At 57.0% G+C, this 25,805-nt stretch carries 21 protein-coding genes; 11 read left to right on the top strand and 10 right to left on the bottom strand.

Features of this window, described 5'->3' with window-relative positions:
- Nucleotides 1-1,167: a glycoside hydrolase family 76 protein gene (locus ISN74_RS10145; protein WP_229679137.1), complete on the bottom strand. Its 1,167-nt coding sequence runs from the start codon at nt 1,165-1,167 to the stop codon at nt 1-3.
- Between the two features lie 464 nt (nt 1,168-1,631).
- On the opposite strand from ISN74_RS10145, the gene ISN74_RS10140 reads away from it, so the two are divergent.
- Nucleotides 1,632-4,967, top strand: a complete 3,336-nt coding sequence (locus ISN74_RS10140) for a hybrid sensor histidine kinase/response regulator (protein WP_188799210.1) — start codon at nt 1,632-1,634, stop codon at nt 4,965-4,967.
- Nucleotides 4,968-4,975: 8 nt separating this feature from the next.
- Here ISN74_RS10140 and ISN74_RS10135 read toward each other — a convergent pair whose 3' ends face one another.
- Nucleotides 4,976-5,629, bottom strand: coding sequence for a response regulator (locus tag ISN74_RS10135; RefSeq protein ID WP_188799209.1), 654 nt, complete (start codon nt 5,627-5,629; stop codon nt 4,976-4,978).
- 107 nt (nt 5,630-5,736) lie between these two features.
- Between ISN74_RS10135 and ISN74_RS10130 the strand changes: the two genes are divergently transcribed.
- From ISN74_RS10130 to ISN74_RS10120, 3 genes are all read left to right on the top strand, one after another.
- On the top strand, nt 5,737-6,429 hold the full coding sequence (locus ISN74_RS10130) for a response regulator (protein WP_188799208.1): 693 nt from the start codon (nt 5,737-5,739) through the stop codon (nt 6,427-6,429).
- A gap of 332 nt (nt 6,430-6,761) precedes the next feature.
- Nucleotides 6,762-9,641 carry an ESPR-type extended signal peptide-containing protein gene (locus ISN74_RS10125; protein ID WP_188799207.1) on the top strand — a complete coding sequence of 960 codons (2,880 nt, stop codon included), beginning with the start codon at nt 6,762-6,764 and terminating at the stop codon, nt 9,639-9,641.
- A 394-nt stretch (nt 9,642-10,035) separates the two neighbouring features.
- Entirely contained in the window at nt 10,036-11,109 is a 1,074-nt protein-coding gene (locus ISN74_RS10120; RefSeq protein WP_188799206.1) for a 3-keto-alpha-glucoside-1,2-lyase-like domain-containing protein, read from the top strand.
- 261 nt (nt 11,110-11,370) lie between these two features.
- On the opposite strand, the gene ISN74_RS10115 is transcribed toward ISN74_RS10120, so the two are convergent.
- The 3 genes from ISN74_RS10115 to ISN74_RS10105 form a co-directional block, all read right to left on the bottom strand.
- Complete coding sequence (locus tag ISN74_RS10115) at nt 11,371-12,036, bottom strand: DUF3313 domain-containing protein (RefSeq protein ID WP_188799205.1); 666 nt, start codon at nt 12,034-12,036, stop codon at nt 11,371-11,373.
- Nucleotides 12,037-12,236: 200 nt separating this feature from the next.
- The gene (locus tag ISN74_RS10110) at nt 12,237-13,454 is read right to left on the bottom strand and encodes an ATP-binding protein (RefSeq protein WP_188799204.1); all 1,218 of its coding nucleotides are present in this window, start codon (nt 13,452-13,454) and stop codon (nt 12,237-12,239) included.
- Nucleotides 13,451-14,113 (bottom strand): response regulator transcription factor, encoded by a 663-nt coding sequence (locus ISN74_RS10105; RefSeq protein WP_188799203.1) that lies wholly within the window; start codon nt 14,111-14,113, stop codon nt 13,451-13,453. Before ISN74_RS10105 ends, ISN74_RS10110 begins: the two co-directional genes overlap by 4 nt.
- A gap of 337 nt (nt 14,114-14,450) precedes the next feature.
- On the opposite strand from ISN74_RS10105, the gene ISN74_RS10100 reads away from it, so the two are divergent.
- Entirely contained in the window at nt 14,451-15,488 is a 1,038-nt protein-coding gene (locus ISN74_RS10100; protein ID WP_188799202.1) for an AraC family transcriptional regulator, read from the top strand.
- A 20-nt stretch (nt 15,489-15,508) separates the two neighbouring features.
- Here the strand turns inward: ISN74_RS10100 and ISN74_RS10095 are convergent, their stop codons facing one another.
- The 4 genes from ISN74_RS10095 to ISN74_RS10080 are packed head-to-tail and all read right to left on the bottom strand — an operon-like array spanning nt 15,509 to nt 17,848.
- Nucleotides 15,509-16,045 (bottom strand): GTP-binding protein, encoded by a 537-nt coding sequence (locus ISN74_RS10095; protein ID WP_188799201.1) that lies wholly within the window; start codon nt 16,043-16,045, stop codon nt 15,509-15,511.
- Nucleotides 16,032-16,964, bottom strand: coding sequence for a hypothetical protein (locus ISN74_RS10090; protein ID WP_188799200.1), 933 nt, complete (start codon nt 16,962-16,964; stop codon nt 16,032-16,034). The genes ISN74_RS10095 and ISN74_RS10090 overlap by 14 nt, the downstream gene beginning before the upstream one ends.
- Before the next feature lie 34 nt (nt 16,965-16,998).
- Nucleotides 16,999-17,358 (bottom strand): roadblock/LC7 domain-containing protein, encoded by a 360-nt coding sequence (locus ISN74_RS10085; RefSeq protein WP_188799199.1) that lies wholly within the window; start codon nt 17,356-17,358, stop codon nt 16,999-17,001.
- A 37-nt stretch (nt 17,359-17,395) separates the two neighbouring features.
- Entirely contained in the window at nt 17,396-17,848 is a 453-nt protein-coding gene (locus tag ISN74_RS10080; RefSeq protein ID WP_188799198.1) for a roadblock/LC7 domain-containing protein, read from the bottom strand.
- A 431-nt stretch (nt 17,849-18,279) separates the two neighbouring features.
- On the opposite strand from ISN74_RS10080, the gene ISN74_RS10075 reads away from it, so the two are divergent.
- The 6 genes from ISN74_RS10075 (at nt 18,280) to ISN74_RS10050 (ending at nt 25,091) form a co-directional block, all read left to right on the top strand.
- Nucleotides 18,280-18,741 carry a type IV pilin protein gene (locus ISN74_RS10075; protein WP_229679135.1) on the top strand — a complete coding sequence of 154 codons (462 nt, stop codon included), beginning with the start codon at nt 18,280-18,282 and terminating at the stop codon, nt 18,739-18,741.
- A 6-nt stretch (nt 18,742-18,747) separates the two neighbouring features.
- Complete coding sequence (locus ISN74_RS10070) at nt 18,748-19,263, top strand: pilus assembly FimT family protein (RefSeq protein WP_188799197.1); 516 nt, start codon at nt 18,748-18,750, stop codon at nt 19,261-19,263.
- A 55-nt stretch (nt 19,264-19,318) separates the two neighbouring features.
- On the top strand, nt 19,319-19,666 hold the full coding sequence (locus ISN74_RS10065; protein ID WP_188799196.1) for a hypothetical protein: 348 nt from the start codon (nt 19,319-19,321) through the stop codon (nt 19,664-19,666).
- A complete protein-coding gene (locus tag ISN74_RS10060; protein ID WP_188799195.1) occupies nt 19,666-20,415 on the top strand; it encodes a hypothetical protein in 750 nt (249 codons plus the stop codon). Before ISN74_RS10065 ends, ISN74_RS10060 begins: the two co-directional genes overlap by 1 nt.
- Before the next feature lie 9 nt (nt 20,416-20,424).
- Nucleotides 20,425-22,602, top strand: a complete 2,178-nt coding sequence (locus ISN74_RS10055) for a beta strand repeat-containing protein (RefSeq protein WP_188799194.1) — start codon at nt 20,425-20,427, stop codon at nt 22,600-22,602.
- Nucleotides 22,603-22,709: 107 nt separating this feature from the next.
- Nucleotides 22,710-25,091 carry a winged helix-turn-helix domain-containing protein gene (locus ISN74_RS10050; RefSeq protein ID WP_188799193.1) on the top strand — a complete coding sequence of 794 codons (2,382 nt, stop codon included), beginning with the start codon at nt 22,710-22,712 and terminating at the stop codon, nt 25,089-25,091.
- Between the two features lie 292 nt (nt 25,092-25,383).
- On the opposite strand, the gene ISN74_RS10045 is transcribed toward ISN74_RS10050, so the two are convergent.
- Nucleotides 25,384-25,617, bottom strand: a complete 234-nt coding sequence (locus ISN74_RS10045; RefSeq protein ID WP_188799192.1) for a hypothetical protein — start codon at nt 25,615-25,617, stop codon at nt 25,384-25,386.
- Nucleotides 25,618-25,805: the final 188 nt, after the last annotated feature.

The following is a 25,805-nucleotide window of genomic DNA, read 5'->3' as shown; positions in this document are numbered from 1 at the left end:
TCACCGTCCTCTGACGTCGCCGATCAGCGTACTGAGCGCACTAGCCTGGGTGCGCCAGTCGAACTCGTTCGGGTGGTCGTTGCTGGTAGCGCCGGACCAACGGGTACCGAGTCGGCCAGCGGCGTCGCGATCGTTGTTCCAGATGCTATCGGCTTGCCGGTCGAGGAATGCCGCGTAGTGGGGGTCACGAGTGGTGTCGACAAGGTCGGTCCAGTAGCGCATGAAGATGCCCTTGAACTGCTTGGCGTCGTTACTGCAGGTCTGGTCCAAGGCATCACAGCGCTCGGTCAGGATGCCATCGGTCACAAGTGAGTTGGAACCCATCGCGGCGTCAGCCAGGCGGTGTACGGTGGCCAGAATCTGCGGGTCCCGGGTCGCGCGCCACAGTTCCAGGCCCGCACCGATGGCCAAGCCCTGGTTATAGGTCCAAACGGTCTGGCTGTTGTTGGTGCAGGTGCGGGTGAGGCCGTCGTTGACCAGGCCATCAGCATTGATCATGCCGCTGCTTTGGAGCCACGCCCAGGCCGTGCGGGATCGCGCCAACCACTGCGTGTCGCCATGGATCCGGCTGTGCAATTCGGCGGTGAGCCGGATAAACAATCCGTTGGTGACGGCGTTCTTGTAGGTGCGCTCGGCACTCCACCAGACGCCACCGCCGCAGGTGCTGGTGTCCCAGTAGCCGTACACGTAATTGGCGATGGTGACTGCCATGTCCAGGTACTTCGGGTTGCGGGTCAGGTCATAGGCTTCCACCCAGGTCAGACCCCACCATTCGGAGTCGTCGATAGCCCGGCTGGTGAAGTTGCCCGGCGAAGGATGGTCCGGCAAGACGCCGGCCGGAAACACACCTTTGTTTTTTTCGAAGGTGTTGTTCAATTGGCTGAGATAGCGACGGTCACCAGTGCGTTGCATGTAGTCGCCGATGGTTTGCAGGGCGACTGCCGAGTTCCACCAGCTGGACGGAAACCAGGCCTTGTTGGGGTCGTAGGAGTGCATCAACACTTCTGCTGCCATTCGCGCACGTGCGATCGCCGTCGGGTTGTCGATTCGTGGGCTGGCTGGGTACGTTTGTTCGGTTGCCATGGAAGGGAAGGCGACGCCGAGGATCATCAGGCTTGCCACGGCCAGCAGCGTGCGTAATCGTGCGTGTATTGCTTCGAAACTCATGATCGGAAGCGCTCCTCTCGGATGCCCGCGAAGGGAAAGGCCATGTCTCCTCCCAATGTGTTTGGATCGATCTAAAATTCTCGTCTAAAAAAAGCCCATGACGCAATGGACCCAGTGTTCGAACACTCAGCGGTCGATGCCCGAACCCAATGCCACTGTAATCCCCTTTTGCGGCGTGATGCTTGTGGCATTACGAAAGGACGGAGTCATGTACACCGAAACCCATGGGGTCTGCGCATCGACGCAAAGCTTCAATATCAAGGGCTATCTTTCACTGCAAGCGGACGAGGGCAGGGCGATTAGCCGTAGCGCCTGTCAAAGAGCAGGACGAATTCATCTTGGTGAGATGATTGACCCATCGAGCCGTTCGCGTACCACGGGTACGAAACCTATCGGGTAGGGCTCCGATCGACAAGATAGGCGGATATTCAGTCGAGGTGCTTATGGATAAGAGTGCGACACCAATGAGCGACGTTGCAAAGCAGCGCGGGGAGGATCGCAAACAAGGAATCACTTCGCTGCAACGTCATCAGCGGCGGCTGCTCTACGGGGGCGGTGGCTTAGTCAGCTTGCTGATCGTGCTGGCTGGATTGGCGAGCGTCTTGTCGGGCATCAACGATTTTCATGCTGCGCAAATGCAGGCCTTTGAGCAAGGCCGCGCAACCATCGACGAATACCTCACACAACGCGATCGCGCCTACGTCAATAGCTTGTACACGAACAACGCGTTGTGGGAACAGACGGCCTTGTTGAAGAATTGGGGTGCGCCGTTCTTGACCGAGTTCCAGTCCCGCGATGAGGCGATGACCATACTGGCACCCGGCGATTCCGCGCCGTGGATCGTGCTGGGTCAGCATGCATCGCAACAACTCGGCGATCTGCTTCCTGCTTACCTCGGCATGATCGAGCAATACTCGGCTTACACGAAAGCGTCCGTGGCGGCAACGCAGTCGACGGGCCCCATCATCGTCTACGGCTATGATCCATCGGGCTCGCTCCTGGCCATCACTGGCATCAAGGACGAGCAATCGATTCTGCACGATCTGAACGTCAAGACCCGGGTGGAAGCCATCTCGCGCTTAATGATTAGCGATCGGCGGCTGCAATCCGCCACGCGCGTCAGCGGGATGTTCATGCCGCTTGAGAAAATTGCCTACTACTTCGATCGAAATCCGTTTAATGGCGAGCCGTCGCTGGTGACTGTGTTGACACTTGATGTGAAGAATAAACCCTACTTCACACGTGTAACGTTTGAGTCGATGAGCATCGTCCAGGCGAGGTTGGAGCAGGCGACCCGTGAAGCGTTTGTCATCGTTTCGCCTCGTGGAGACATACTGGCACACGCAGGCGAAGTGCCTTCCGATCTCCATCTAAACGCGGCCACTCTGGACACGTTGCGGAAGGAGGCAAGAAGTTCGGTCCGACTCCGGGAAGGGACCGTCTATATGGTCGCATCGCCACTGCATGGCGTCGACTGGATCGCCATACACCCTTATTCCGTGCACGACATGCTGGCGGCAAAGGGCCGGTTCCTGACGGCTGCTGTTCTGGCGACACTGATTATTCTTGCGGCGCTGTGGGCGCTGCTTTTGCGGATGGACCGCCGGATATTCGCGCCAGCCCTGAGTGACGCTTCGCGGGTATACGAAAGCGATGCCTTGAACCGGGCCATCGTGGAAACGTCGCCCATCGGCCTCTCACTGCTGGATCGCGACACCAGCCGGCCGGTGATGCAGAACGCGGTGGTCGAGCAAGTTGCCGGAGGCGACGAGGCGCATGTCGACACCCTCTACCAGGCGATCTGCCGGGAATCGAAACCGAAGGGTGTCGACGCCTCGCACGACTTCCAATACACGTTCGAACACGACGGACAGCCTCGGCATTTGCGTGTCATCACGACGCCGACCACACATCACGAAAAGCAGTCGCTGCTGTGTGTCATTCGTGACGTCACCTCGGAAGTGGAGCTCAACGAGCGTCTGGTCCAGGCCCGGCGCGATTCCGAACAGGCAAGAGTAGATGCCGAGCAGGCCAGCCAGGCGAAAACAACCTTCGTGGCCACTATGAGCCATGAAATACGCACGCCATTGAACGGTGTATTGGGTCATCTTGAGTTGCTCGCTCAATCGCCGCTCAGTCCAACCCAAAAAGAGCGCCTGGAGCAAATTCGCCTGTCGGCCGATTCGTTGCTTGGCATCATCAGCGACGTGCTGGACTTCTCGCGCATCGAAGCAGGGCAGCTGACGATCGCATTGGCTCCCTTCAATCTGCGTGATCTGGTGGAACAGGCAGCGCTATTGTATGCGCCGCAGGCATTGCGCAAGGACGTCAAGCTTTACTACGGCCTCGACGATAACCTCGGCCAAACGTATGTCTCCGACGAACATCGTCTGCGGCAGATCCTCAATAATCTCCTCAGCAACGCGGTGAAATTCACAGAGTCAGGGCAAATCGTCCTGAGCGTATCGTCAAGGCAAGTGGAAGGCCCGGAGCATCTGCGTTTCGAGGTGGCGGATACCGGCATCGGCATCGCACGCGAAAAGCTGGAGCAGCTGTTCGAGCCCTTCACACAAGCGGATGCCAGTACTGCACGACGTTTCGGCGGAAGCGGGCTAGGCCTGGCCTTATGTCGGCAATTGAGCAAATTGCTTGGCGGTTTTATCGAGGCGGAAAGCACCAAAGACAGGGGAAGCGTATTCACGCTCGATATTCCCACAACGAGGGTCGCGCCTCACGCAGCGACAGAGCCGCCGCTCAAAGGCCGGGTCTTAGCGGTGGTTTCATCCTCGCCCGAATGGATGCAAGAGATAAGTCGGCTGCTGCGCTCGCATGGCGCGACTGTGAGCACTGCCACTTCGCTGGGTAAGCTGCCCACGGACCATGAGGTGACAACGCTGATCGTCGTTGACGATGAACGTGACCTGCAAACCGCCGTGGACGATGGCGCTTTTGAACGAATCGTGGCTGCTTCGTCCAATGGGCCTCTCGTTCCAGAGCGGAAGGGTCGCATCACGCACGTATCGTGTTATCTCGGCGCTGCCTTGGTTTCCGCCGTCATGGGGCATTCCGTCGATCCTTCCACCACGCAGCCCCAGCAACGAGCGCCGCACAAGATGTATCGCGGCCGGGCATTGCTGATCGAGGATCACCCCGGCAACCGCGTGCTCATTCAACAACAGTTGGAAGTGATCGGCCTGCAGGTGGATAGCGCTGAAGGTGGCCAATCGGCATTGCGTATATGGGACGACACCCATGACGTCGTGCTGACCGATATCAACATGCCCGGCATGAGCGGTTATGACCTGGCGCGCTCGCTGCGCGAACGTGGCGTGGACAAGCCGATCTTCGCGATCACCGCCAGCGCCATGGCGGATGAAAACAAGCGTTGCGAGGAAGCAGGCATCACCGCGGTTCTGCTCAAGCCGCTGTCGCTGGAGAGTCTCCGAAAGGCTTTCGAGACCTTCACCCGTCTTCCGCGCGAATCGGTTTCCGCGGATAGGGGCGGCAACCGTGACGTGCACGAAAAGGCGCGTCGCGGCTTCGTGGAGCGTGGGCGTACCGATCTGCAAGACATGGCGCATGCGCGGGCGACGGGCGATGTACAATCCTTGAAAGACACCATCCACTCTTTCATGGGCATATTGTTCATGCTTGGCGAAAGGGAAACCGGCCAACAGTGTTCTCGCCTGCGCGATAAGCTAGACACCACCGATATAAAAGATCTGGAAGGGGACCTTTCCGAACTCTCCGCTACCTTGAAGCAGGTGGTGGACCGTTATGACGAGGGACTGGCACAGTAAGCAGTCACTCAATCATCGTCTCCCAATGCCCAGAGCTCCAAGTCGGCCGCATGCTGAAATAGGTCGGCATCACTCATGAAACCCAGCTTGCTCATCGCACTGGATTTCTGACCGCTGGCCGTCTGTTTGCGGATATTGAGAGTCGCAGCGATTTCCGTAATGGTTTTTCCCTTCAAGTAAAGTGCGATGACCTCGCGCTCGCGCGGCGACAACTTGGTGGTATTCGACGTCGAGTGCTCCCTTGGCATGCGCTCGATGGACGGTGACAGGTAGCGCCGCTTGACTAGCACAGACTGAATAGCCGGTACGACGTGCGACAGATCGTCTGTCTTGCTGATGATGTTTTCCACACCACGCGCCATCATGGCGCCGATGATGGCGGGCTTGTCGATGGCGGTCACCATCACGATGCCGATCGACGGGTAGTCGCGTTTCAGAACGTCGATGAGTTCCAGGCCATCGCCCACATGGCTGCCTGGCATGACGTAATCCGTTACTACCACGTCACACAGTGTCGTGTTCAACACGTGAATCAGCTCATCGGGGTTCTGGGCTGTGCCGACGATCTGGTAGGAGAAGATCTCCTCGATGCACGCCTGAATCCCCAGCAGTATGATGGGGTGGTCGTCCGCGATGACAATGCGGATGCGCTTGGTGTCCATGCTCGTCTTTATCCGACTCCATGTGGCGCTTGCTGGAAGTTCTTACGGCTAGACACTATGATCTCGTCCGCATCGAAGAGCAACCCGAGGCAGTAAAAGGGCAGGTCATGACCATCCGGGTTGCTATCGTCGACGATCACCCTGCAGCGCTGTTCGGTATCGAGCGCACGCTCGCCAACGAAAGCGACCTGCTTATCGTGGGCACTTGCAAGAACTCCACGGAACTCGTCGATCTGTTGGCCGTCAATTCGGTCGACGTCGTGTTGACCGACTTTGTCATGAAGGAGGGCAGGCATGGCGATGGCATCACCATGCTGCGCTTCTTGCGCCGGCACTTTCCCGATCTGCGCATCGTCGTGTTGACCAGCGTGCTGAGCGCCGAAATCCTTAAGAGCATTCAAGAAAGCGATGTCCACGTTATCGTCAGTAAAACGGATGACTATGGATACGTCAGCGCGGCGATCCGGCATGTGTGTGAGCAACTGCCTTTTGTCTCGCCGACCGTCGACATGCTGCTGAAGAGCAACGATACCGTTGCAGGACAACAAAGCGATGTGCCGCGCCTTACCAAGCGCGAAACGGAAGTGGTGCGGATGCTTGCCGAAGGCTTGTCGATCCAAGACATCGCCGCACGCTTTTCGCGCAGTCCCACCACGATAAGCTCGCAGAAATATTCCGCGATGAGAAAGTTGGGCATCGAGCGCGACGCGGAGCTATTTCGTTACGCCATATCAACCGGCATGATCCAAGCGTCTCAGATTGCCTTGGATCACGAGCAGGAACAGCCGGGCAAGCCTTGACCGCACTGCCATCGGCGGTTTCTCGGCCTCGCTCGCATGCTGAACGGCCGTTCATTCGGCCGCCCGGGCCTTTTCGTTTTTGTCAGGTATCAGGGCCTCCTCCCTCATCCTAATCTTTGCGTGTGCCCAGTGAAGTAGTGCCGGGCATGCCGACGCAGAGTTATGCGTGGCGCCTCCAAGGAGGTATGGCGGCCGGAAAGGCCGCGAGTGGTCCAAGCGTCACACATTGTGTACGCCGCGCTATCCCGCAAGACATTGAAGCACGCAGCCTGTTGCGTGATGGCGTCTTGCACCCTGAGCCGAACCTAGTGCTCGACTTTTGGAGAAGACGAATGAACACCATTTATCGTGTCATCTGGAATGCCACCACGAACAAGTGGGTGGTCGCATCTGAACTGGCCAATGGCCGCAAGAAAGCCAAGACCATCGTCGGACTGGCCGCGACGGTTGTGTTCGGCTTGAGCTTTGGCGGCAACACCGCCATCGCACAAGACACGAAGATGGTGGGTGCGTCGTGTACGACGACCGGCGGGCAGGCGGGTACGCTGGATGCGTTCAATACCTGTGCAGCCAGCGGCGCGGGTAGCATGGGCGTTCAGTCGGTAGGCACGATGGCGGCGCTGGATGACACCTACATCAAGGTCAATGGCTCCACCGCATCATCCGCAACGGGCTCCAATACCATTGCCATCGGCAACGGCGCACAGTCGAACGTCGCTGGCACTGCTGATGGCAACATTGCCATCGGCTCGAACGCAAAAAATCAGAACACCGGCGCCGGTTCGATCGTGTTCGGTCGCAATGCAACGATTCAGGGCACCGGCGGAAATCCTGCGGTCACCGGCGCGGGTTCCATTGCCATGGGCGACGGCGCAAACATTTATGGCGGCAGTGCGATTGCCGTGGGTGCGAATGCGAAAGTCAGTCATTCGGGTGGTATAGCGATAGGCTCTGGTGCAACGCTAACGGGTAGTGGCGTTGGACTCGGTACCAACGCAACGATCACGAGTAGCGGCTCTGGTGTGGCGCTCGGCAACAACACAACCATCTCAGCCAGTAACGCTGTGTCTCTCGGCAATGGCAGTGTGGCAAACCGGGCAAATACCGTTGCTGTGAGCGATGGTACGACGTTGCGCCAGGTCGTAAGTGTTGGCGCCGGCACACAGACTAACGATGCGGTTATCGTGGGCCAGTTGGCTCCGGTGGTGAACGCGTTGGGTGGCGGTGCATCCATCGACCCGAAGACAGGGGCGGTGACGGGCCCCACTTACACCGTGGGCGGAACCTCAGTTAACACCGTTGAAGGTGCGGTTACCAATCTGGACGGCCGTGTAACCACCAACACCAACAATCTCACCGATTTGACGAATCAAGTCACAAATGGCGAGATCGGGCTGGTAAAGCAGGATGCGACGACAGGCAACGTCACGGTCGCGTCCGCGACGGGCGGCAACTCGGTGGATTTCACTGGCACGGCCGGCGCACGTACGCTGACCGGGGTGGCCAATGGCGAGCTGTCTTCGACCAGCACCGATGCAGTGAACGGTTCGCAACTGTATGCCACCAATCAGCAAGTAGCCAAGAACACCAGTGACATCACGACGATCGACAGCCAGTTGGGCGGTGTTGTTGCCAACAACAAATACATCAAAGTCAACAGCGGCAAGTACGCAAAAGATGCTGCAGCAACGGCTGGTGACGGTTCGCTCGCCATGGGGGCAAGCGCGCGGGCGCCTGGTCAGTCGTCGGTCGCAATCGGCGGTGAAAGTGTGGCCAGCGGTGGCACGTCCACGGCGGTAGGTCTGCGCGCAACAGCCACTAAACAAAATGCAGTTGCCATTGGTGGAAATAGTACGGCCAGCGGCATCGCTTCGTCTGCAGTGGGTTACTTTGCATACGCTACGGGAGATTCCGGCACGGCACTCGGTTACTACAGCAATGCAAGCGGAGTGGCCAGCACGGCACTTGGCAACAGGGCCGTGGCGTCGGGTGACCGTTCGACGTCGCTGGGCTCAGGCGCGGCAGCCACAGGCGACTATTCGGTTGCGCTTGGACGCTTAGCTGACGCATCGAGCAACAATGCAGTGGCTCTCGGCCAGGGCTCTGTCACGGATCGCGACAACAGCGTCTCGGTCGGCTCCGTGGGCAACACGCGTCAGATCACCAACGTGGCGAATGGTACAGCAGATTCTGATGCGGCCACGGTGGCGCAGTTGAGGGCAGCAGGCTTAGTGGATCCTTCTGGCAACGAGCTGTTAGCACTGACCTATGATGATCTGTCGTTGGACTCGGCGACCTTGGGCGGCGCGCACGGCACCATCATCAATAATCTGGCGCCCGGTCAGGTTGCATCGGGCAGCATGCAGGCGGTGAATGGCGGCCAGCTGTTTGATATGCAGCAAGGCATCCAGAATCAGTTCGATCAGCTCAACAACTACTACACCGGTCTCGACGGTCGTGTGGGTGCGATTGAGCAAGGCGCCCCTGCGTCGCCGCCGGCTGGCGGAGGTGCGAGCGGTGGTGATAACGCAGCAGGCAGTGGTGTTGCAGCTGATTTCAGCGGCTCGGGTCAAAACAGCACGCAAGTCGGCAACGGTGCCAGCGCTTCCGGTGAGAACAGTACCGCGGTGGGTAATGGCACCGTGGCATCTGGCTCGGGCAGTACCGCAACGGGTGCTGGTGCGACAGCGTCGGGCAACGGTAGTACTGCTAATGGCTCCGGCGCGAACGCGTCAGGTAGCAACAGCACCGCGCTGGGGTCTAACGCAAGCGCCACAGGTAACAATTCAGTGGCCTTGGGCTCGGGCTCGGTAGCTGACCGTGATAACGCAGTGTCCGTCGGCTCAGCCGGTAACGAGCGTCAAATCACCAACGTCGCAGCGGGTACCCGCCCTACGGACGCGGCTAACGTGGGACAGGTGCAGGCTGCGGTTAGCGGGGTGCAGGATTGGGCGAATCAAAAGTTCACCCAGGTGAATCGGCGCATCAATGGTATGGGCGCAATGAGCGCAGCTTACGGTCAGATGGCCTTCAGCGCCCAAGGTATCAACACGCCGAACAAGGTTGGTGTGGGTGTGGGTAACATGAATGGTCAGCCTGCGATCGCGTTGGGTTACTCCCGCCAGATCAAGCCAAATTTGAACATATCGTTTGGTGGCGCAGCCTCCGCGAATGACACGTCAGTGGGTGCTGGCATGAGCTATGGGTGGTAACGACAACAAAGCGAGCGGATTATTTTCCTGGTTGAGCCGGCAGTCTTGAGCTGCCGGTTTTTTTGGAAGATACATCTCTGATTCCGACGCCCATTTTGATCCAAGACGGATATCTCGATTTCGAAGTGCGAATCCATTTGGCTGGAGTTCTTTCCCGTTTCGCAACGTAATTAGTCCGGCTGACAACATTTGTGCTGTTCATTCGGTTCATCGATGCCTATGTTGACTATCCAGGCATACGCCGCTAGCCACATAAATCATCATGCATCGCGCCACATTCACGCCCCGCATTTCTTTCCGGACAGGGTGTCTCAGGCTGAGTATTGCGGCCGTACTTGCGCTTGTTTCAACCGTGCCACTAAAGGCTGCCAATCATGCGCCGAGCACAGCTTCCATGATCGCGAGTGCCTGGACGACAAAAGGAAATGTCACATTTCTTCCTGATAGAAGTGCCATCGTTATCGCCCAAGGAGGCAGTGCTGAGCTCAATGCGACGACTTTTTCAAGCGGGACGATCGAATTTGATATGAAGTCGCCGGGCGGCAACGTTGGCCTGACTTTTCATATGCGAGGCGACACGGGCGAGGCGCTTTATTTTCGGCCTTCCGCCGACTGTGCGACCTCGAATGACTGTGTCCAGTACATGCGTATCGATCACGGAATCTTTGAATGGGATTTGTTTGGCGACAATCAGGCGCGAGCGCTTTTTGGCGCTAATGTCTGGAATCATGTGAAGCTGTCCGTAAATGGGCGATCCATGCACGTGTGGGTTAACGGTACACTGGTATCTGCGCCACGAGACAATCTTCTGGTGGGGGCATTCGATAGCGGAACCATCAAACTTCACGGACCCGCGTCCTACGCGCATCTGACGATTGCCCCAGCCGTCCCTACAGATAATCCGGAACGCTCGGCGAGTGCTGCGGCAGGCGACACCCATTTCGTTACGCGCTGGCTGGCGTCCAGTGCATTCATCATGCCATCCACCTTCGATGCGAAGCTAGGCCAGAACATAGGCGTCGCCCCGTCTATCGAATCTCTTCCCGCCACGGATACATTCGGCCACGTGTTGTATGCGGATCCGACGGGTCTTATCAACGTGACGGCAGCCTTGGGCGAGGCGCAAAAAGGTAACGCGATCGTCGCGACTTGGCTCAAGACAGTGGTGACGTCCGAGCATGCACAGGTTAAGCGTGTTTCTATCGGCTGGACGCGCGAAGCATGGGTTTTCGTAAATGGCGAACTTGTCTATGCCGATAAGAATCTCTACGGCGTTCCGGGCGCAAGCAAGATGCCAGATGGGCGACTGTCGCTTGACAACGGGGCGTTTGACTTGCCGCTTAAAAAGGGCAGGAATGAGATTGATGTGCTGCTGGATGATAATTTTGGCGGCGGCGTACAGCACTTCGGCTGGGGTTTGATGATGCGGCTTCCTGACCTCGAAGGTGTTCAATTATCTACCCATTAGGGCATAGGAACTTGATGGTGTTGAAAGACGCCTCCGCAGACAATCCACCAGACGAGGGGTTGTATCTACTGCCCGCAGTAGATTCGCAGGCGGATCGCCTGCGGGGGCGAGTGGGAGCATTCCATACTTGTTTTAGTATTTGATTAAGGTCGAGTCTCCCTATCATCCCAGATCAGGCGAGAATTGAAACCGTGAGCCGCGAACATTATCAGGATCACGTAAGCGCTAAACACTCCCGGTAGCAACAGCGGGAGGGTTCGCTTACTGAAGACCTGCAAGCAAGCTGTCGGCGCCCTTATCGATACCGCGTTTAGAGGCCCCGAGTTTGCCGAAAGTCGCCTTCATGTTCAGCGCATTCGGATATTGTTTGTCCACATAGGCTTTCAGTAAGCGATTCGTGGATGCGTCGTAGATTTCAACGGCGTAGCTTACGGAGCCTGTCATCAACCCTTCCTTGCCACGGATGGCCTGCACGGTGTTGATCGGCATTCCGCCGAGATCCATGCGCGTGAACGTGGAGAAAAACTTGGTCGTGTGCTTGGCGCCGGTGAGCGTTACATGAATACGTAACGTACCGTCCGCTGGAAAGGATTCCTTTTTGAAGCGTTGTTCGAGCTTGTCTTCAAACTGCTGTTGCATGTAGGTCGCAAGCTCTGCCTTATCTTCGTCGGTAATCTTTGCATCGAATTGATTGTCAGCGCCGTTATAAATCGTGACAGGATCCATTATGAAGCGGCTGTAGCGCTTCCAGTCCGCGTTGGAGGTATATGCATAAGGTTCGTGCCCGCGCTTGCTCTGGTCATTCGGGCGAAGATAAGTGGACGATTCGATCCCTTGATACGGTTTGGGTTGTGTGGAGGCGCAACCTGTCAGTGCAGCGGCAATACTGAGCAACAGTAAGCACGAGGCCTTGGTGGTGATTTGCATGGATACGTTCCTAGTCTTCGGGTGGGCGCTACGGCGCCAGGGAGAGGTCGATGACAGGAGCATGTGGCTCCTTATTGACCATGCTAGGGAACGGTTTTTAAGAATTGATTAGGATTTGTAGCTGTGGAAGATTTGTTTTATCAGAGCATATTGCTGCATCAAAGCATCTGTGTGGAATGGCCTCGCGACGTCCATTTTTCTTACGAGCCAAGTGTTTCGGCTGGAAAAATGAACCGAATGAGGAAGCCTTGACCGTTCTTGCCTTGTCCCGTCTCGATCACCGCATCGTGAAGCCTGGCTATGCTAGCGACGAGCGAAAGACCGATGCCGCTTCCTCGCACCTCGACATCCTTGGCGCGATAGAAACGGTTGAAAATGGCCGTCCGTTCCTCTTCCGGAACACCAGGTCCATTGTCGCGTACCTCCAGCAAAGGATGGCGGCCGTTCTCACGAATGATATATCCGCAGCGGATCTCGACAGTGCCAAAGTCACGGCCGTGTCGAATGGCATTGTCGATCAGGTTGCGGAGCAGAATGCCAATCTCATCAAGATCACATTTGACTAAGCATGACGCTCCGGAGAGAAGCAGGCGTGTGCCTCGTGCTCCGGCTTGAATACTGAATTCGCTGATGACGTGGCGGGAAAGGTCCAGCAGATCGGTGTAGTGAAGACCTGTTGCATGCAATCCTGCGTCGAGTCGCGCCAAGTCCAGCAACTGTTCGGCCAGACGATGGGTGCGATGAGAAACGACCAAAAGCTTCTTTAATGCCTCATTCTTGCGTTCAACCGTATCGGCACGCAGTCCGACCTCTCCTTGCATGTGCAGAGCAGCTAATGGTGTGCGAAGTTCGTGGGCGGCATCGGCAATGAACTGACGTTCGGCACGCATGGCGGTGTCCACGCGCCGCAGGAGTGAATTGAAAGCCAGAATGAGCGGGCGAAGCTCATCGGGAACTTGGTCGATCAAAAGCGGTTCGGAATCGAAGGCTTTGCGTCTGGCGATATCTTCGGATAAAGCTCGCAAGGGTCGCAAAGAGGCCACGACGATCCACCACATCACCACGCCAACCACGGCCAGCTCAATGGTATTGAGGAGCATCGCGGTAAGCATGCCGCCAACATCGTTGTTGGGCTGCACAACCCTCTGTGGGTGCGCGGCCAGCGCTTTCTCTTCACTTATGCGGGTTGATTGAGGCGCGATTCCCCTTACCCCTTGGGCTTCAGAAGGTTCGTGCACTCGGACCCATTCGCGAGGTAATGCCTTGACGAGCGTGTCACTCAGCGCGCCGAGGTTGCCACGCCACGCCGTTGAAGGGCCGGCATTCAAATAGGAAATCAACATGGCGATGGAGATGCTCCAAACCAACGCGACCACCAAGCCCAGCCCCGCCAGCATGCGCCATTGCAAGGACCTCATACTGTTGCACCTATCGTGTAGCCGTGGCCATGTACGGTCGTAATGACGTCATCGCCGAGCTTTCGCCTCAGCTGATGCACGAACACCGATATCGTGTTGCTGCCCACGGCAGCCCGGTCGCCGTAAATGGCGCGCTCAAGGTCATCCCGCGTCACCACGCGTCCCGTGCGTTTGAGCAACGTAAAAAGGATCTGATACTCATGGGCGCTGAGGGCAACCGGCTCGCCTGCTTTGGTGACCCGGCGTTTAGCTGGATCCAGCACCACTTCGCCGTGGATGAGGGTGGCGACGACTTGGCCTTCGCTACGCCGAGTCACGGCTCTCACGCGCGCGAGCAGTTCCCCGAGTTGGAAGGGTTTGACGAGATAGTCGTCCGCACCGGCGTCCAGTCCGCGGATGCGATCGCTGAGCTGTCCGCGTGCCGTCAGGATGATGACAGGGATCGTGTCATAGCGCTCGCGCAAGAAGCGTAGAACCGTTAGGCCAGAATCGCCCGGCAGGCCAATATCCAGCAAAACTGCAGCGTAAGCGTGGTCGACCAGTGCCGTTTTTGCCCCAACAGCGTCGCCAACATGGTCAACATCCCATGCATGCTGCCGCACACCATCGCAAATGGCTTCGGCAAGCATCGTATCGTCTTCGACCAATAACAGATTCACGGATAAAGTTCTTTGGAAACGCGGGGTGGAGCCGACAGCATGCACCCGGGTTGTTAGGCTTTGATTAACGACCCCGGCAACCTTCCAGACCTTCAACGTTCTCGACGACTTTAGCCGTGAACCAGGCATGGAGAACGAGTCGTCGCGCTTGCTACACTCGTCAGATGAAATTCATAAGCCATTGATTTAAAAGAATGTCATGACAAGTGCATGCTGCGTATAGGTAAAACGCATGCGCACAAGCGAGTGACTCTGAAGTATCGCCCTCAATGGTGGCTATCTAGCTCCGCGGCAGTTGTGGAGTGGCCCCAGGTCTTGCTGAAGGGGCGAGATAAAGATGAATGATTGGTACAGAGCCGATGTCTCGGCTGAATATGCTGTGGGTCTGTTGCAGTGGTTGGAGCAGCGCCGCATTCCCATCGAAGACGTGTTGGTGGATACCGGTATTGGGCCAGCCCAACTCGAGGGCAACCTCCGTTTGACGACCCAGCAGGACGCGGCCCTGTTGGCCAATGCCATCAGCCTTGCAGGGGACCCGGGCATGGGCTTCGAGCTTGGGTTACGCGCCACGCTGACTTGGCACGGGCTTCTCGGTCTTGGATTGATGAGCTGCGCCACTTTGGGGCAGGCGCTGGAGCTCTGGGCGGAGTATCTCGACTTGCGTACGGCGGGTTTCTGCCTGTCCGTGCAGAAGCGGGATGGGCGGGTGGAGTTGCATATCCAGGATCTCTCACCAGGCGCACCCATGCGCCGGTCCGCATTGGAAAGGCTGGCGACCATGACGGCGTGCCTTGGAGGGCAGCTGACACAGCAGCCGCTGCCAGAACTGGAAATGTGGTTCACCGATGACCAGCCGGCATACTTCGCCCGCTATCGCCACCGTCTGGCGCAAACACGATACGGCACCGGTATGTGCATGGTGCGCATGCCGGATCGCTATCTGGATTTGCCGATCCCGACGGCAAATGCCTTGGTGCTGCGACAGGTGAAGGCGCAATGCGAAAGCGAACGTCTTAAGCATGGGCAAAATGATTGTCTGATTGCGCGTATCAAGAATCTGCTGCCGCTGGAGAATGGAACCTATCCCGGCATGGAAGACGTGGCCCAGGCGTTGTGCATGTCCAGTCGCACCTTGAAGCGAAAATTGCGCCAGCTTGGCCTGAACTTCCGTCAATTGATCGACGATGCGCGCAAAAATGAAGTGTTGCGCGATGTGCTCAATACAGCCATGACGATCGACGAAATTGCCGAGCGCCGGGGGTACTCGGACGCCGCCAATCTGACTCGCGCGTTCCGACGTTGGACGGGTGAATCGCCGAGCCAGTACCGCGCCAAGTTGCCGTTCCGGCTCGAGCGCGCCGAAATGGCTGCCTGACACTGTCGAATATCTCTTTTCTACAACACCAGCAGCAATGTGCGGATGAGCTGGGTGACCTGCGTGCGATTACGCGGGTCGATGCTGAAGATTGGTACCGAGAGATGCATTTGCTGCATGAGTCGACGCATGGTGCTCATGGAAAAGTTCGGCGAGATGTCGGTTTTTGTAATGCCGATGACAAACTTGAGACTCGGGCTGATTCGCTTCAGCCCATGGATAGCCTGTGCGCAATCTTCCTGCAATACGGAGGATGAGGCGTCCAGAAGCAGTACGCCCCCCAGCGCGCCGCGTCCAATGATCGGGCCCATGAAGTCGAGGTGTTCCTGCCCAGGAAGGCCATAGACATGCAGCACGTCGTCCTGGTCGAGGCGTATCGTGCTGTAATCGAATGCGACGGTGGTTGTGCTTTTCCCGCCGGTTGTGGCTTCCGTCCAAGGTACATCAGTGGAAATAGGAGGCACATCCGAAATGGTACGAATAGCCGTGGTTTTGCCTGCACCGATAGGGCCGACAAAAAGCAGCTTTATGGCACGGTCATAGTCAGGCATGTGCATGGCCGATCTTCAATCCGAAATGACGGGCAACCCGTTGGAGAATGGAGGAAGCCGATGTCGGCGCGGAAGGTATCGCCGTTCCGGTTGCGGTTTCATCGGTGCATAGGAGCGCGCCGCTTGCCAGGGTCGCCCAGAAAAATGCATTGACTTGCGTTTCGTGCAGACCGAGATGTTTCGCCAATGCTCCAACGGACCAGGGGGTGAGATAGAGCAGGGCAGCCAGACGCAGCGAATGAAGATCATCGGAAATGCCACCCAAGTCAGGCCAATGATTCAGTCGATAAGGAGCTTCCCCGAGCATGGGAAGATAAGCTTGATGACGACGGCAGGCAACGACCAGAAAGCTTTCAATGCTGCGCGAAACCAGCCATTCGCTTTCGTGCGCGTCCTTTTGTGTTCGCGTGCTTGATAGCCAGGACAGATCCAGAAGACGCGCCTCCGCAGCCAGCAGGTCGCTCATCGAGCGCGCGTGGATCCGGCCAGCGTCAGGGCGCAACACAACCGACGTGCTGCCGTGCCTGGCCAGGATCGCTTCATCACTTCCGTTCTCGTGCAGACAAATGCCCAGCAAGCCCTGTATGTCGCCCGCCACGAATCCTTTAGAGGGAACAAGTATTTCCTGCAACGTTTTCGCAATGGCCGCGGCGGGAGCCTGTCGATCCAGGCGGCGCAGGCCAGGGATGTCTTCTGTACTTCCGGAACGGCCAAAACCAAGCATCGTGAGGTTGCGACGCTTGCCGACTTCCCGAGCGAGCCGTCCATAACCGCTTTCCATGTCCACGACGAGTACGTCGCATGGCTGTCCTTTCCATGGCGACACTTGCACGTGAAGCTGCGACGCTGCCAGCAATCCGCAGGCAAGCGAAAGACGCAGTTCGATGTCTTCAGGAACACTCGCTACGCCAATCAAGATATTCATGAAACTGCGCCTACCAGAAAAACATGAGCCGGTCTCAGGAAAAATCGAGAGACTTCTCGAAGCCCTTAAGGTGATGCCTGGCCATTGCCAGGTTCGAACGGGAACGATCGATAATCACGTAAAGGAAAACACCTTTGTTCGATTCGAGTGGGCGAATCAGGTGGTACTGGCGTTCCAGGCTGATCAAGATGTCTTCAATGGTTTCGTTGATCTTTAGCGCTTCAATGACTTTCCGCTTGGCTCGCACGACCTCTGCGTTGCCGGCGGCAGCCAGGTCCAGGTCGATCTGGGCATTGCTGTCGCCCGCCATCAGCATGCCGCTGTCACAGTCGACCAGTGCGCCGGCAATGTAGCCATCGATGCTGCGCAAGGATTCAAGGCTGAAATGATTCATGAATGTTCCAGTGGAGGTGTGAAAGAAAGCGTCGACATCAGGCGGACAGGTCTGCGCCTGATTCGAGTGCGCGCAGCGACAGTGAAATGCGCTCGGCAAGATCCAGTGCAAATCGTCGAGCCAGCGCGATCATGACGTTTTGCCGTACTCCGATAGCTAGCACTAGCGATTGTTGTGCGCTGTTGATGTGAACGATGACGCAGGTGTAGCTGTCCATGGACAGCAGTGCCGACTGGCAACTGCCTCCCGATAGCTCTTTTGATAGCGATTCGCACAGTGCAAGCAGCGAAGCAGTCATGGCAGAAAGGCGATGCGCATCCATTTTTTCCAAAAACCGGTGGCTGATCAGCCAAGCATCTGCGGTTGTCACCAGGGCCAGACTTATTTCGGGATGCTTGTCGCAGAGCTTTAGTAACGCGCTGTCACAAAGGGAACGAATGTCCGACGCGCTGATGGGGTTCGCGCCAAAGGCAACCAGGGAATCATCCATAAGTAATTTGTAACTCGCAGCATCCGGATAAGAACAAAGACGCTGCCTGCGGCGAGCATCGGATCGACTGCAGAGCCGTTCGTTATGGCAGATGCGATTTCGTTGATCTTGGCAAAATGATCACGGCACGCCATCACGGCAACCATGGCCAGGAAGGCCATTTGCCTGTCAGTTGAGGACTTTGACGAGGGGATACTGGCCACGAATAGGCAAGGCCCATACGGACAAGAAATGGGTCACTTCGTGCCATGTTTTGAGTTACCAGTCACATATTACGATGCCATCGACGTCAAATTTATTGACGCAAAGCACATCCGCGAAAAGTCGTGCCGCACTGGCATATCGCGCAGTCCTAGGGCGCCGGTGTTGGCAGCTTTCTGTCACGCCGGCGTTGTTTTGGATGGCTTTGATTATTCACAGGGGCAAACATCGTGAAGAGTCGATCTACCCGATCGCTTTCCAGCCAGGCTGGCGGATTTACACTTATCGAGCTTATGACGGTCATCGTGATTATCGCGATTCTTTCGGTAATCGCCATGAGTACGTATAGCAATTACATAACCCGCGGCAAAATTCAGGCGGCAAAAGGCGACCTGAGTGCGTTGGCTCTCAATCTCGAGAACGAGCTTCAAGCTCAGCTTGCCTACGGTACACACAACACCACAACGACGAACGATACAGAAGCGGCTTATCCGATGTGGAGGCCTGCCGAAGGCAATGATTTTGTCTATACGGTCAATTCGAGCTCTGGCGGGTACGTGCTGATAGCCACCGGTGTTAGCAGTTCGCTTTCAACTTGCGTGCTTAAGCTTCCCAGCCAAAGCGAACAGCAAGCCATCAGCCCGAATGCCACCGGCTCGGTCAACGGGTGCGGGTCAATCACGACCTGGTGAGGGATCATGAACGAGCTGCGGACGCATTCGGCGCATGGCCTGACCCTTGTGGAATTGATGGTCACCTTGGCCCTTTTTGCTTTCTTGATGCTTATCGGCCTGCCGTTGACTCGCGCATGGGTCCAGTCCGCGCATCAGCGGGATGCGTCCGGCATGTTGATCGAAGGCCTGGGGCGCGCCAAGGCATTGGCGATGCGCAACCCGCAAGGATTCACCAATCAGAGTTTGCCTGTTGCGGTGGCTTGTCTCGTGGCGGGGCAGATCAGTGTTGTGGCTGTTGGCACAAGCGGTGTGGATTGCAGTCAGACAAGCGACTGGGATGCGCAGCTTCCGACTGATGCTTCGGTGGTGCAGGCCGGGAATGGGTTGGTCTTTCAGTGTGCTGCCTATAACGAACGAGGCATCGCGCTGGCCGTTTCCGTCGGAAATATGACCTGCACTCCGTCATCGCTAAACAATACGCAGTCATCGCTAAACATCAATGACGGAGATCTGAATGCGCTCAATGTGCCGTTGCCGTAATGTGAAGCGCCAGCGCGGCGATGTTCTGCTGGAGGCGCTCATAAGCGTTCTTGTCATGTCGATTATCGGCGCGGGCACCGCTTATATCAGCGCCCACATGGCGGTGAGCGCGAAGAATGTTCGCGTCAACGGCGCTGCCGTAACGCAGATGCGTATGCTGCTTCAACAATATGGCCCAGGCCTGTGCAGTGGCGCCTCTGATAACAGCATGGCAACGGTCATCCTGCCGGGAAGCCTCAGCATCCAGCAGATCAACGTGCAGTGTTCGACGTCCAATACCGTCGCTGTGGGTGGTATATCGGTCAGCCAGCCGACAAGCGTGGTGCTTTGTGCTGCAGCCAGTGTTGGCAATTCCTTTGAGGTGGCCGTGAAGGTTGGAAGCAATTCCGCGGTGACGTGCTGATGCATGCAGCGAAACAGCGCTCGGGCGGATTTACGCTGATCAGCATGTTGGTGGGATTGGTGATCGGCGTACTCAGCATTGCTGCCATGCTTGTGCTTTACCGCTCGTTGATCACGGCTGCCCAGCAGATTAATACGCAAGCTGCCAACGATGGCCAGATCGCGACCAGCTCGCTGGTTTCCCAGCAGCAATTGCAACAAGCGGGTTTCGGTATCAGTAGCGCCGCGCCTGGTACGGACTTGGTGGTACTGACTGGCGCAGCGCTGGCAAAAGGTCAGCTGAGTGGAACCGCTGCTGCCTCCTATGGCGCGACGGTCACGGGTAATGCGGTTATTTGGGGCTACAACCCAACCGGCATCTCCGGCACGCCGAATCCTTCGGGTTACCTCTGCGAGGGCTTGATCGTTACCAATAGCGTTATCAATGGCGTTTCCAGGAGCGTCCTGCAATGGCTGTCACCTGTCGGCTGCAGCAACGCGGCGCAGTGGCAAAGCGTCAACTGGCAAGGCAATCAGCTGGCCTCGATTCCCACTGCCAGCATAGGCACGAGTTTGAATTTTCAGGTGACGCCAGCCACTTGCTGGCCCTACGGGCAAACGACGGCTATCAGCAGCCTCCAGGTCAGCTATTACCAGTATCCGCAAACCGGCACGACGGCACCCACTCCGGCTTCAGGATCGACCGCGTCGACCGCCCAGTTCGAAGCGATCCCGTTTTATTCAATCTGTCTGCCGAACTTCAATTTGTGAGAATCGACCATGCGTACGTCATTTGAAGGCGCTTTGACCTCACGTTTTCGGCAGCGCGGCATAATGAATTTGCTGCTGGTGCTGATGATCGGTTTGGCCATGACGGTGACTTCGATTGGTGTGGTGCATGTTGTACGCAGCTCGCAAGAAGGTCAGCTGAGCCTGCATTCGATGACGCCGGCGCAGCAATCCGCCTGGACTGGAGCAGAGCTGGTTCGCCGCTATCTGGTTGCAGCCAGTGCGTCGACCATCGCTAACCTTTCGGGGCCGCTTGCGGTTTCAGGGCTGTCCGGTTTAACCGTTAATATCGTGAGCGTCTCGAGCGCCACCTCCGGCAGTACGGTGGTTTATCGTGTTGTGGCAAACATCGCTAGTTCTGCTGCAACCTCGACTAGCGCGGCGAGTACAGCAACCCTGCAGGTGGTCTACAACGTTATACCCAATCCTTCGGGTGGTACGCCCGGTGGAAGCGGTTCCGCAGCGCCGTCTGTCAACATCAGCACCATCAATATCTACAAGAACCTGGATATGACCGGGGGCATTACGGTGCTCGGTGGTAACAACGCAAACCTCAATGTTCAGGGCAATGTCACACTCGATAATGCATCGATTACCGGCGTCAATTCGATCAATGCGACTGGCAATGTCAGCATCGGTAGCGGCATTCACGTCAACCAGGTCTATTCCAACGGCAACGTAACCGTGACCGGCAGCGCCAGCGTCAATCAGATCAGCGCGCTGGGCAATGTCGAGGTGGACGGCGGTGCCAACCCGTTTGTCATCACGGCCAATGGGACGGTGACGTTCGATGGCGGCAGTGCTACATCGGTAACTGCCATTGGCGATGTCAATGTCAATGCCGGCGGCGTTGTTATTGGCTCCATTACGACGGAAGGTAACGTTAATTGGACCGGTAGCGGCGGTAGCGCGACGACCATCAAGGCCAACGGCACGGTCACCTATGCTGGCAGCAATACCGGCTCCACATCGATCACCTCGCAGGGTGATGTAAATCTGACCGGCGCGGGCGCTCAAAATGTCACCACATCGGGCAACGTGACGATGGGAGGCTTCGCCAGCGTTGCCGCGCTGCAAGCCCAAGGAAATCTCACCCTGAATTCGTGGAGTGGCGTAACTGGCACGATCGGCGGCACGCTCAACAAATCCAGTTCGTATATGCCGGCCAACATCCAGGTAACGCCTGGATATACGGTGTCTGTTCCGACTATAGCCCTGTCACCGCTGCAGCAAGTCACGGTCAGCCAGCCGGCCATTGACGCGTACGCACTGCAGTCATCAGCCAACTATGTGTTCACAATGGTCAATGGTGCTGTGCAGGTGACGGTGAGCAATGTGGCTGGCATACAAGCCGGTACGTACTATCTGGGATCGTATCCGTTCGCGAACGGTCGCGGCTATCAGGACTTCCTGTGTACGCAACTGATAACAGGAACGTTGAACTCCAATGGTGTGGGACAGTGCGGCACACCAGCGACGCCATCGCAGACCCTCTGCCAGGGTCAATCTACTGAGAACGACTGTCTTTCCTATAGTAATGGTGCGTGGACGATCAGCGGGTTGAGCTTTGCGCGTGGCGTGCTGTGGTTCCAGGGGGATCTCAATTTAAGTAATGGCTATTATCTGGATACGGCCATTGCCACCGGCAATATCACCACCAGCGGCAGCTTCCGTATCGATTCGCCGAACTATGCGGGTTATGCGGAGATGTGCACAAACAGCACGCCTTCAGGCATGACGCTAGCTCCTGTGCAGGTCGCAGATTTCAGCAGCATCTATCCGGCCGAGTTTTGCAATCTCTCCAACCAATCCTTGATTGCCAATCCGATTGGGAATGTCGCGTTGCTTGCCGGTGGTTATGTCAACGGTGTGTTTTCCGGCGGAAACATCACGGTTGGCGCAAGCTCGGTCATAAACGGTAGCGTACTTGCTGGTAACGACCTCAACACGGGCGGCAGCACGACGATCAATGGATACATCACCTCCGCGGCGGAAAATACCAGCGATACATCTCCCGTAACGTTGAGCGGCGCCACGCTGCTCAATTTCAGCCAGCTGCCAAGTACCTATAGTCCCGGAATCGTGCCGTGCATGCAGAACTGCGCAGCGACCAGTCAGAATGGCTCTGCGAACAATAACAGCACGATCCAATGGACCCGCTATCTATGACGCGCGTCAGCCGGTCGGGTAGGGCGGGGTGGTATTGGCGCATTTCATAAGCTTCCCAACGCCTTAAGACAAGAGGTGAATTGGCGGGAAATGCTAAAATCTGCGTCATGGGGAACGTGATCTATCACTTTGGTCGTTTCAGCCTGAATCCGCTGGCACGGGAGCTGCGCGAGGACGGGCAATCGGTTGCCTTATCGGCTAGCGCGTTCGACTGCCTGGTATACCTGGTTGAGCACCGGGAGCGTCCCGTCGGAAGGGACGAATTGATCTCTGCTGTGTGGGGACGCGCAGATGTCAGCGATAGCCTGCTGGCTCAAACTATTGTTCGTCTTCGCCGCGTGCTCGGTGATGCAGGTAATGAACAGCACAGCATCAAGACGATTGCCCGCGTTGGTTATCGCTGGATGCTGGAGACCCAGGCCACGGAACAGTCGGCCATCGCGCCGACAGATCTGCCTGCGATAGTTGCGGAGATATCAGCTGGTGAGGGCGATGACGCTGAATCGTCATCTGTCGCGGAGCTGCGCACTGTAAGTATGTTCCGACGCTTGCGTTACTTTGTTCTCGCAGGTGCGCTGGTCGTCGCCGGAATCGGGGGTTACGCGACCTGGCGCGAACTTCATCCTTCTGCATCGAAGACAGCGATTCGCTTCGATAAAAGCTCCGCCATTGTGCTGCCGGCGGATGTGCATGCGCCCGAAGACTGGAATTGGCTGCATTTCGGCCTGATGGATCTCATTTCGAATCGCTTGCGTGATGCAAGCATTCCCACGGAAAACAGTCAGGCCGTGCTGGACCTGCTCAAGGATGGCATGGACGCATCAGGTTCGGAGTTTCCTTCTCAGACGGGTTTTGCGCTAGTGGTTCGGCCGCAGGTCACGCTCAGTGGCGATAACTGGCAGGTGCATCTGGATGCTCAAGGCCAGGGTGGCCGTAGGTGGAAAGCGGACTCCTCGTCCACGGATGTCTTGAAAGCGGTGCGTGGCGCGAGTGACGTATTGCTGGCTGAACTGGGGTATGGCGTGAAGAGTGTCGGTGAACGCGATTCGGCCATCTCCAAATCTGAATTCCTGCAACGTATCGATGCGGCAAGGCTCGCCGGACAGCCGGCGGCGGCCAGGGCATTGATCGACAAGGCGCCTGCAGCACTGCGGAGCGATCCCGAGATAGCTTACGTTTCTGCCTCGATTGACTGTGATGAGGGAAAGGCTGCTACGTGCAAGCAGGAGATGCTCGACTTGCTCAAGGGTTTGGATGGCAGTCGAAATCCAGGGCTGTACGGCGAAGTTCTCACCACGCTGGGCCAGATCTACCAGCAAGAGGGCGATCTGGCCAAGGGCCTGGCGACGCTGACTGACGCTATTCATGCATTGGACGGTCATGCCACCGAGGCCCTTGCGAATGCCCTCCTGGACCGTTCCTACCTTGAACAAGTGCAGTGGAAGCTGGATGAGGCCACGGCTGACCTGGGGCGGGCACGTGTTACTTATGCGCTTGCGGGTGACGCCGTGGGTGCCGCCAAGGCAGATTTTGAAATGGGGCTCTTGGCGGAACGTCGGGCCCAGCTGGATGCGGCAATCAGCTTGCTACAGCGTGCCTACGATCAGTTTCAACGCATGGGCATGCGTTCCATGTTGCCTACAGTGCTGGACGGCATGGCCGATGCGCAGAAGATGTTGCTGAAATTCAGCGATGAGCTGACGACCACCGATCGTTTCTGGCCGCTCGATGCTCATGATCTGGGCTTCATGGACCGGCAGGCGCGGCGCGAACTGACCATGGTGAGGGCGATCGCGCTGGCCGACAACGGTCGTACGACGGAAGCAACTACGTTGGCCGATGGTTTGGTGAACGATGTCCAGCCTGATGACGACGCGGCACTGCTTGCCGAGACCAACAAACTGCTGGCGGAAATCGCACTCACCCTTGGCGATGATGAGCGTGCGTCAGCGTTGGCGGTCAAGGCATTGACCCCTGCACTGGAATCAGGCGATCAGCGGGACTATGCGTCAACCTGGCTGACCCGCATCCAGGCGCTGTTGCGGCTGCACCGAATCGATGATGCGAGACGGGAAGTGGCAGCCATGGACGCGTGGAACAATCATCTTTCTTTCAAGGACGATTGGGTGAATGTTTATGTCATCCATGCCAAGGCAGCGTTGCTGTGGAGCGATGGCAACCATGATGGTGCGGTCGAACAGCTGAAACTTGCCATGAACCTGGCCGAAAAGCTGGGCGTGCCGGAAGTGATGGTGAGCATCGGGCAGGCCTACGGCATCGCATTGCTGGATACAGGGCAGCTCAATGAGGCGATGGCGGTGAGCGGCCGCATGTCAATCTGGAGCAATACGGATTGGCGTGCAGCCTGGCTGGAGGCGTGTGTCTACCGCGCTCTGGGTCAGACAGATTCCTGGAACGCTGCACGGACCAGGACGCAACAACTGGCGGGTGACCGGCCATTGCCTGATCTTCCGGGGCGACTTAAGTAGTAGTGGTAAAAAAACGGCGCCGGGAATGTAGGCGGGAACATCCGTCGGCGCCGCCAGTCCAAAACAACGGTTACAACGGGGGTACAAATTAACCGTTGTACATGCCATGTCTCTTTACTGGATGAAAACGTTGCTTTTCAGTACTGCGTCAGACTGTCAGCGTTGGTAAAAATGGATGCAGGTCCAGTGTGTGCAGCATGGCCCCGCATGCACATGGCAGGAAGGGTCAAATTTCAGTCTCGTTGGGTCAATCTGCTGAAAAGTGGTGCTGATGACGCGGTAGACGAATCGGTTAGCCAAACAGCGGCTGGGTGACTGGAGAGTCGACAAGAATGTCCTCGCCGAGCATTTGCGCAAACATTTGCAACCGCTTTTTGTCGCTGCCATTGCCAGGAATGGCGAGCATGGCGTAAGGCTGGTGCTCTCCGTTCGACATGACCCGAAAAATGCGGATGCAGCGGGATTCCTGGTCAATAGTGATCAGATGGTTATGCGCTTGTTTCATCATGTCTGCTTTAACGGTCACTACGGATTCAGTACGGAATTCAATCCGTGCACATGAATTGAATTAAGGGAATGCTTCGAAACAAGCCTCAAGCATAGCGGTCGATACCATGCGACAAAATCTCGGGCAAGGCTAAATCGCTTTCATTTAAGGCCACTGATCGGCTGAATGTGGGGTGGGATCTTATCCATGGGTGCGTTATCAACTGC

The organism is Dyella caseinilytica (assembly GCF_016865235.1).
GTDB classification, from domain to species: domain Bacteria; phylum Pseudomonadota; class Gammaproteobacteria; order Xanthomonadales; family Rhodanobacteraceae; genus Dyella_B; species Dyella_B caseinilytica.
Note: the sequence above shows the minus strand (reverse complement) of the source record. Positions and strands in the feature narration are given on the sequence as shown.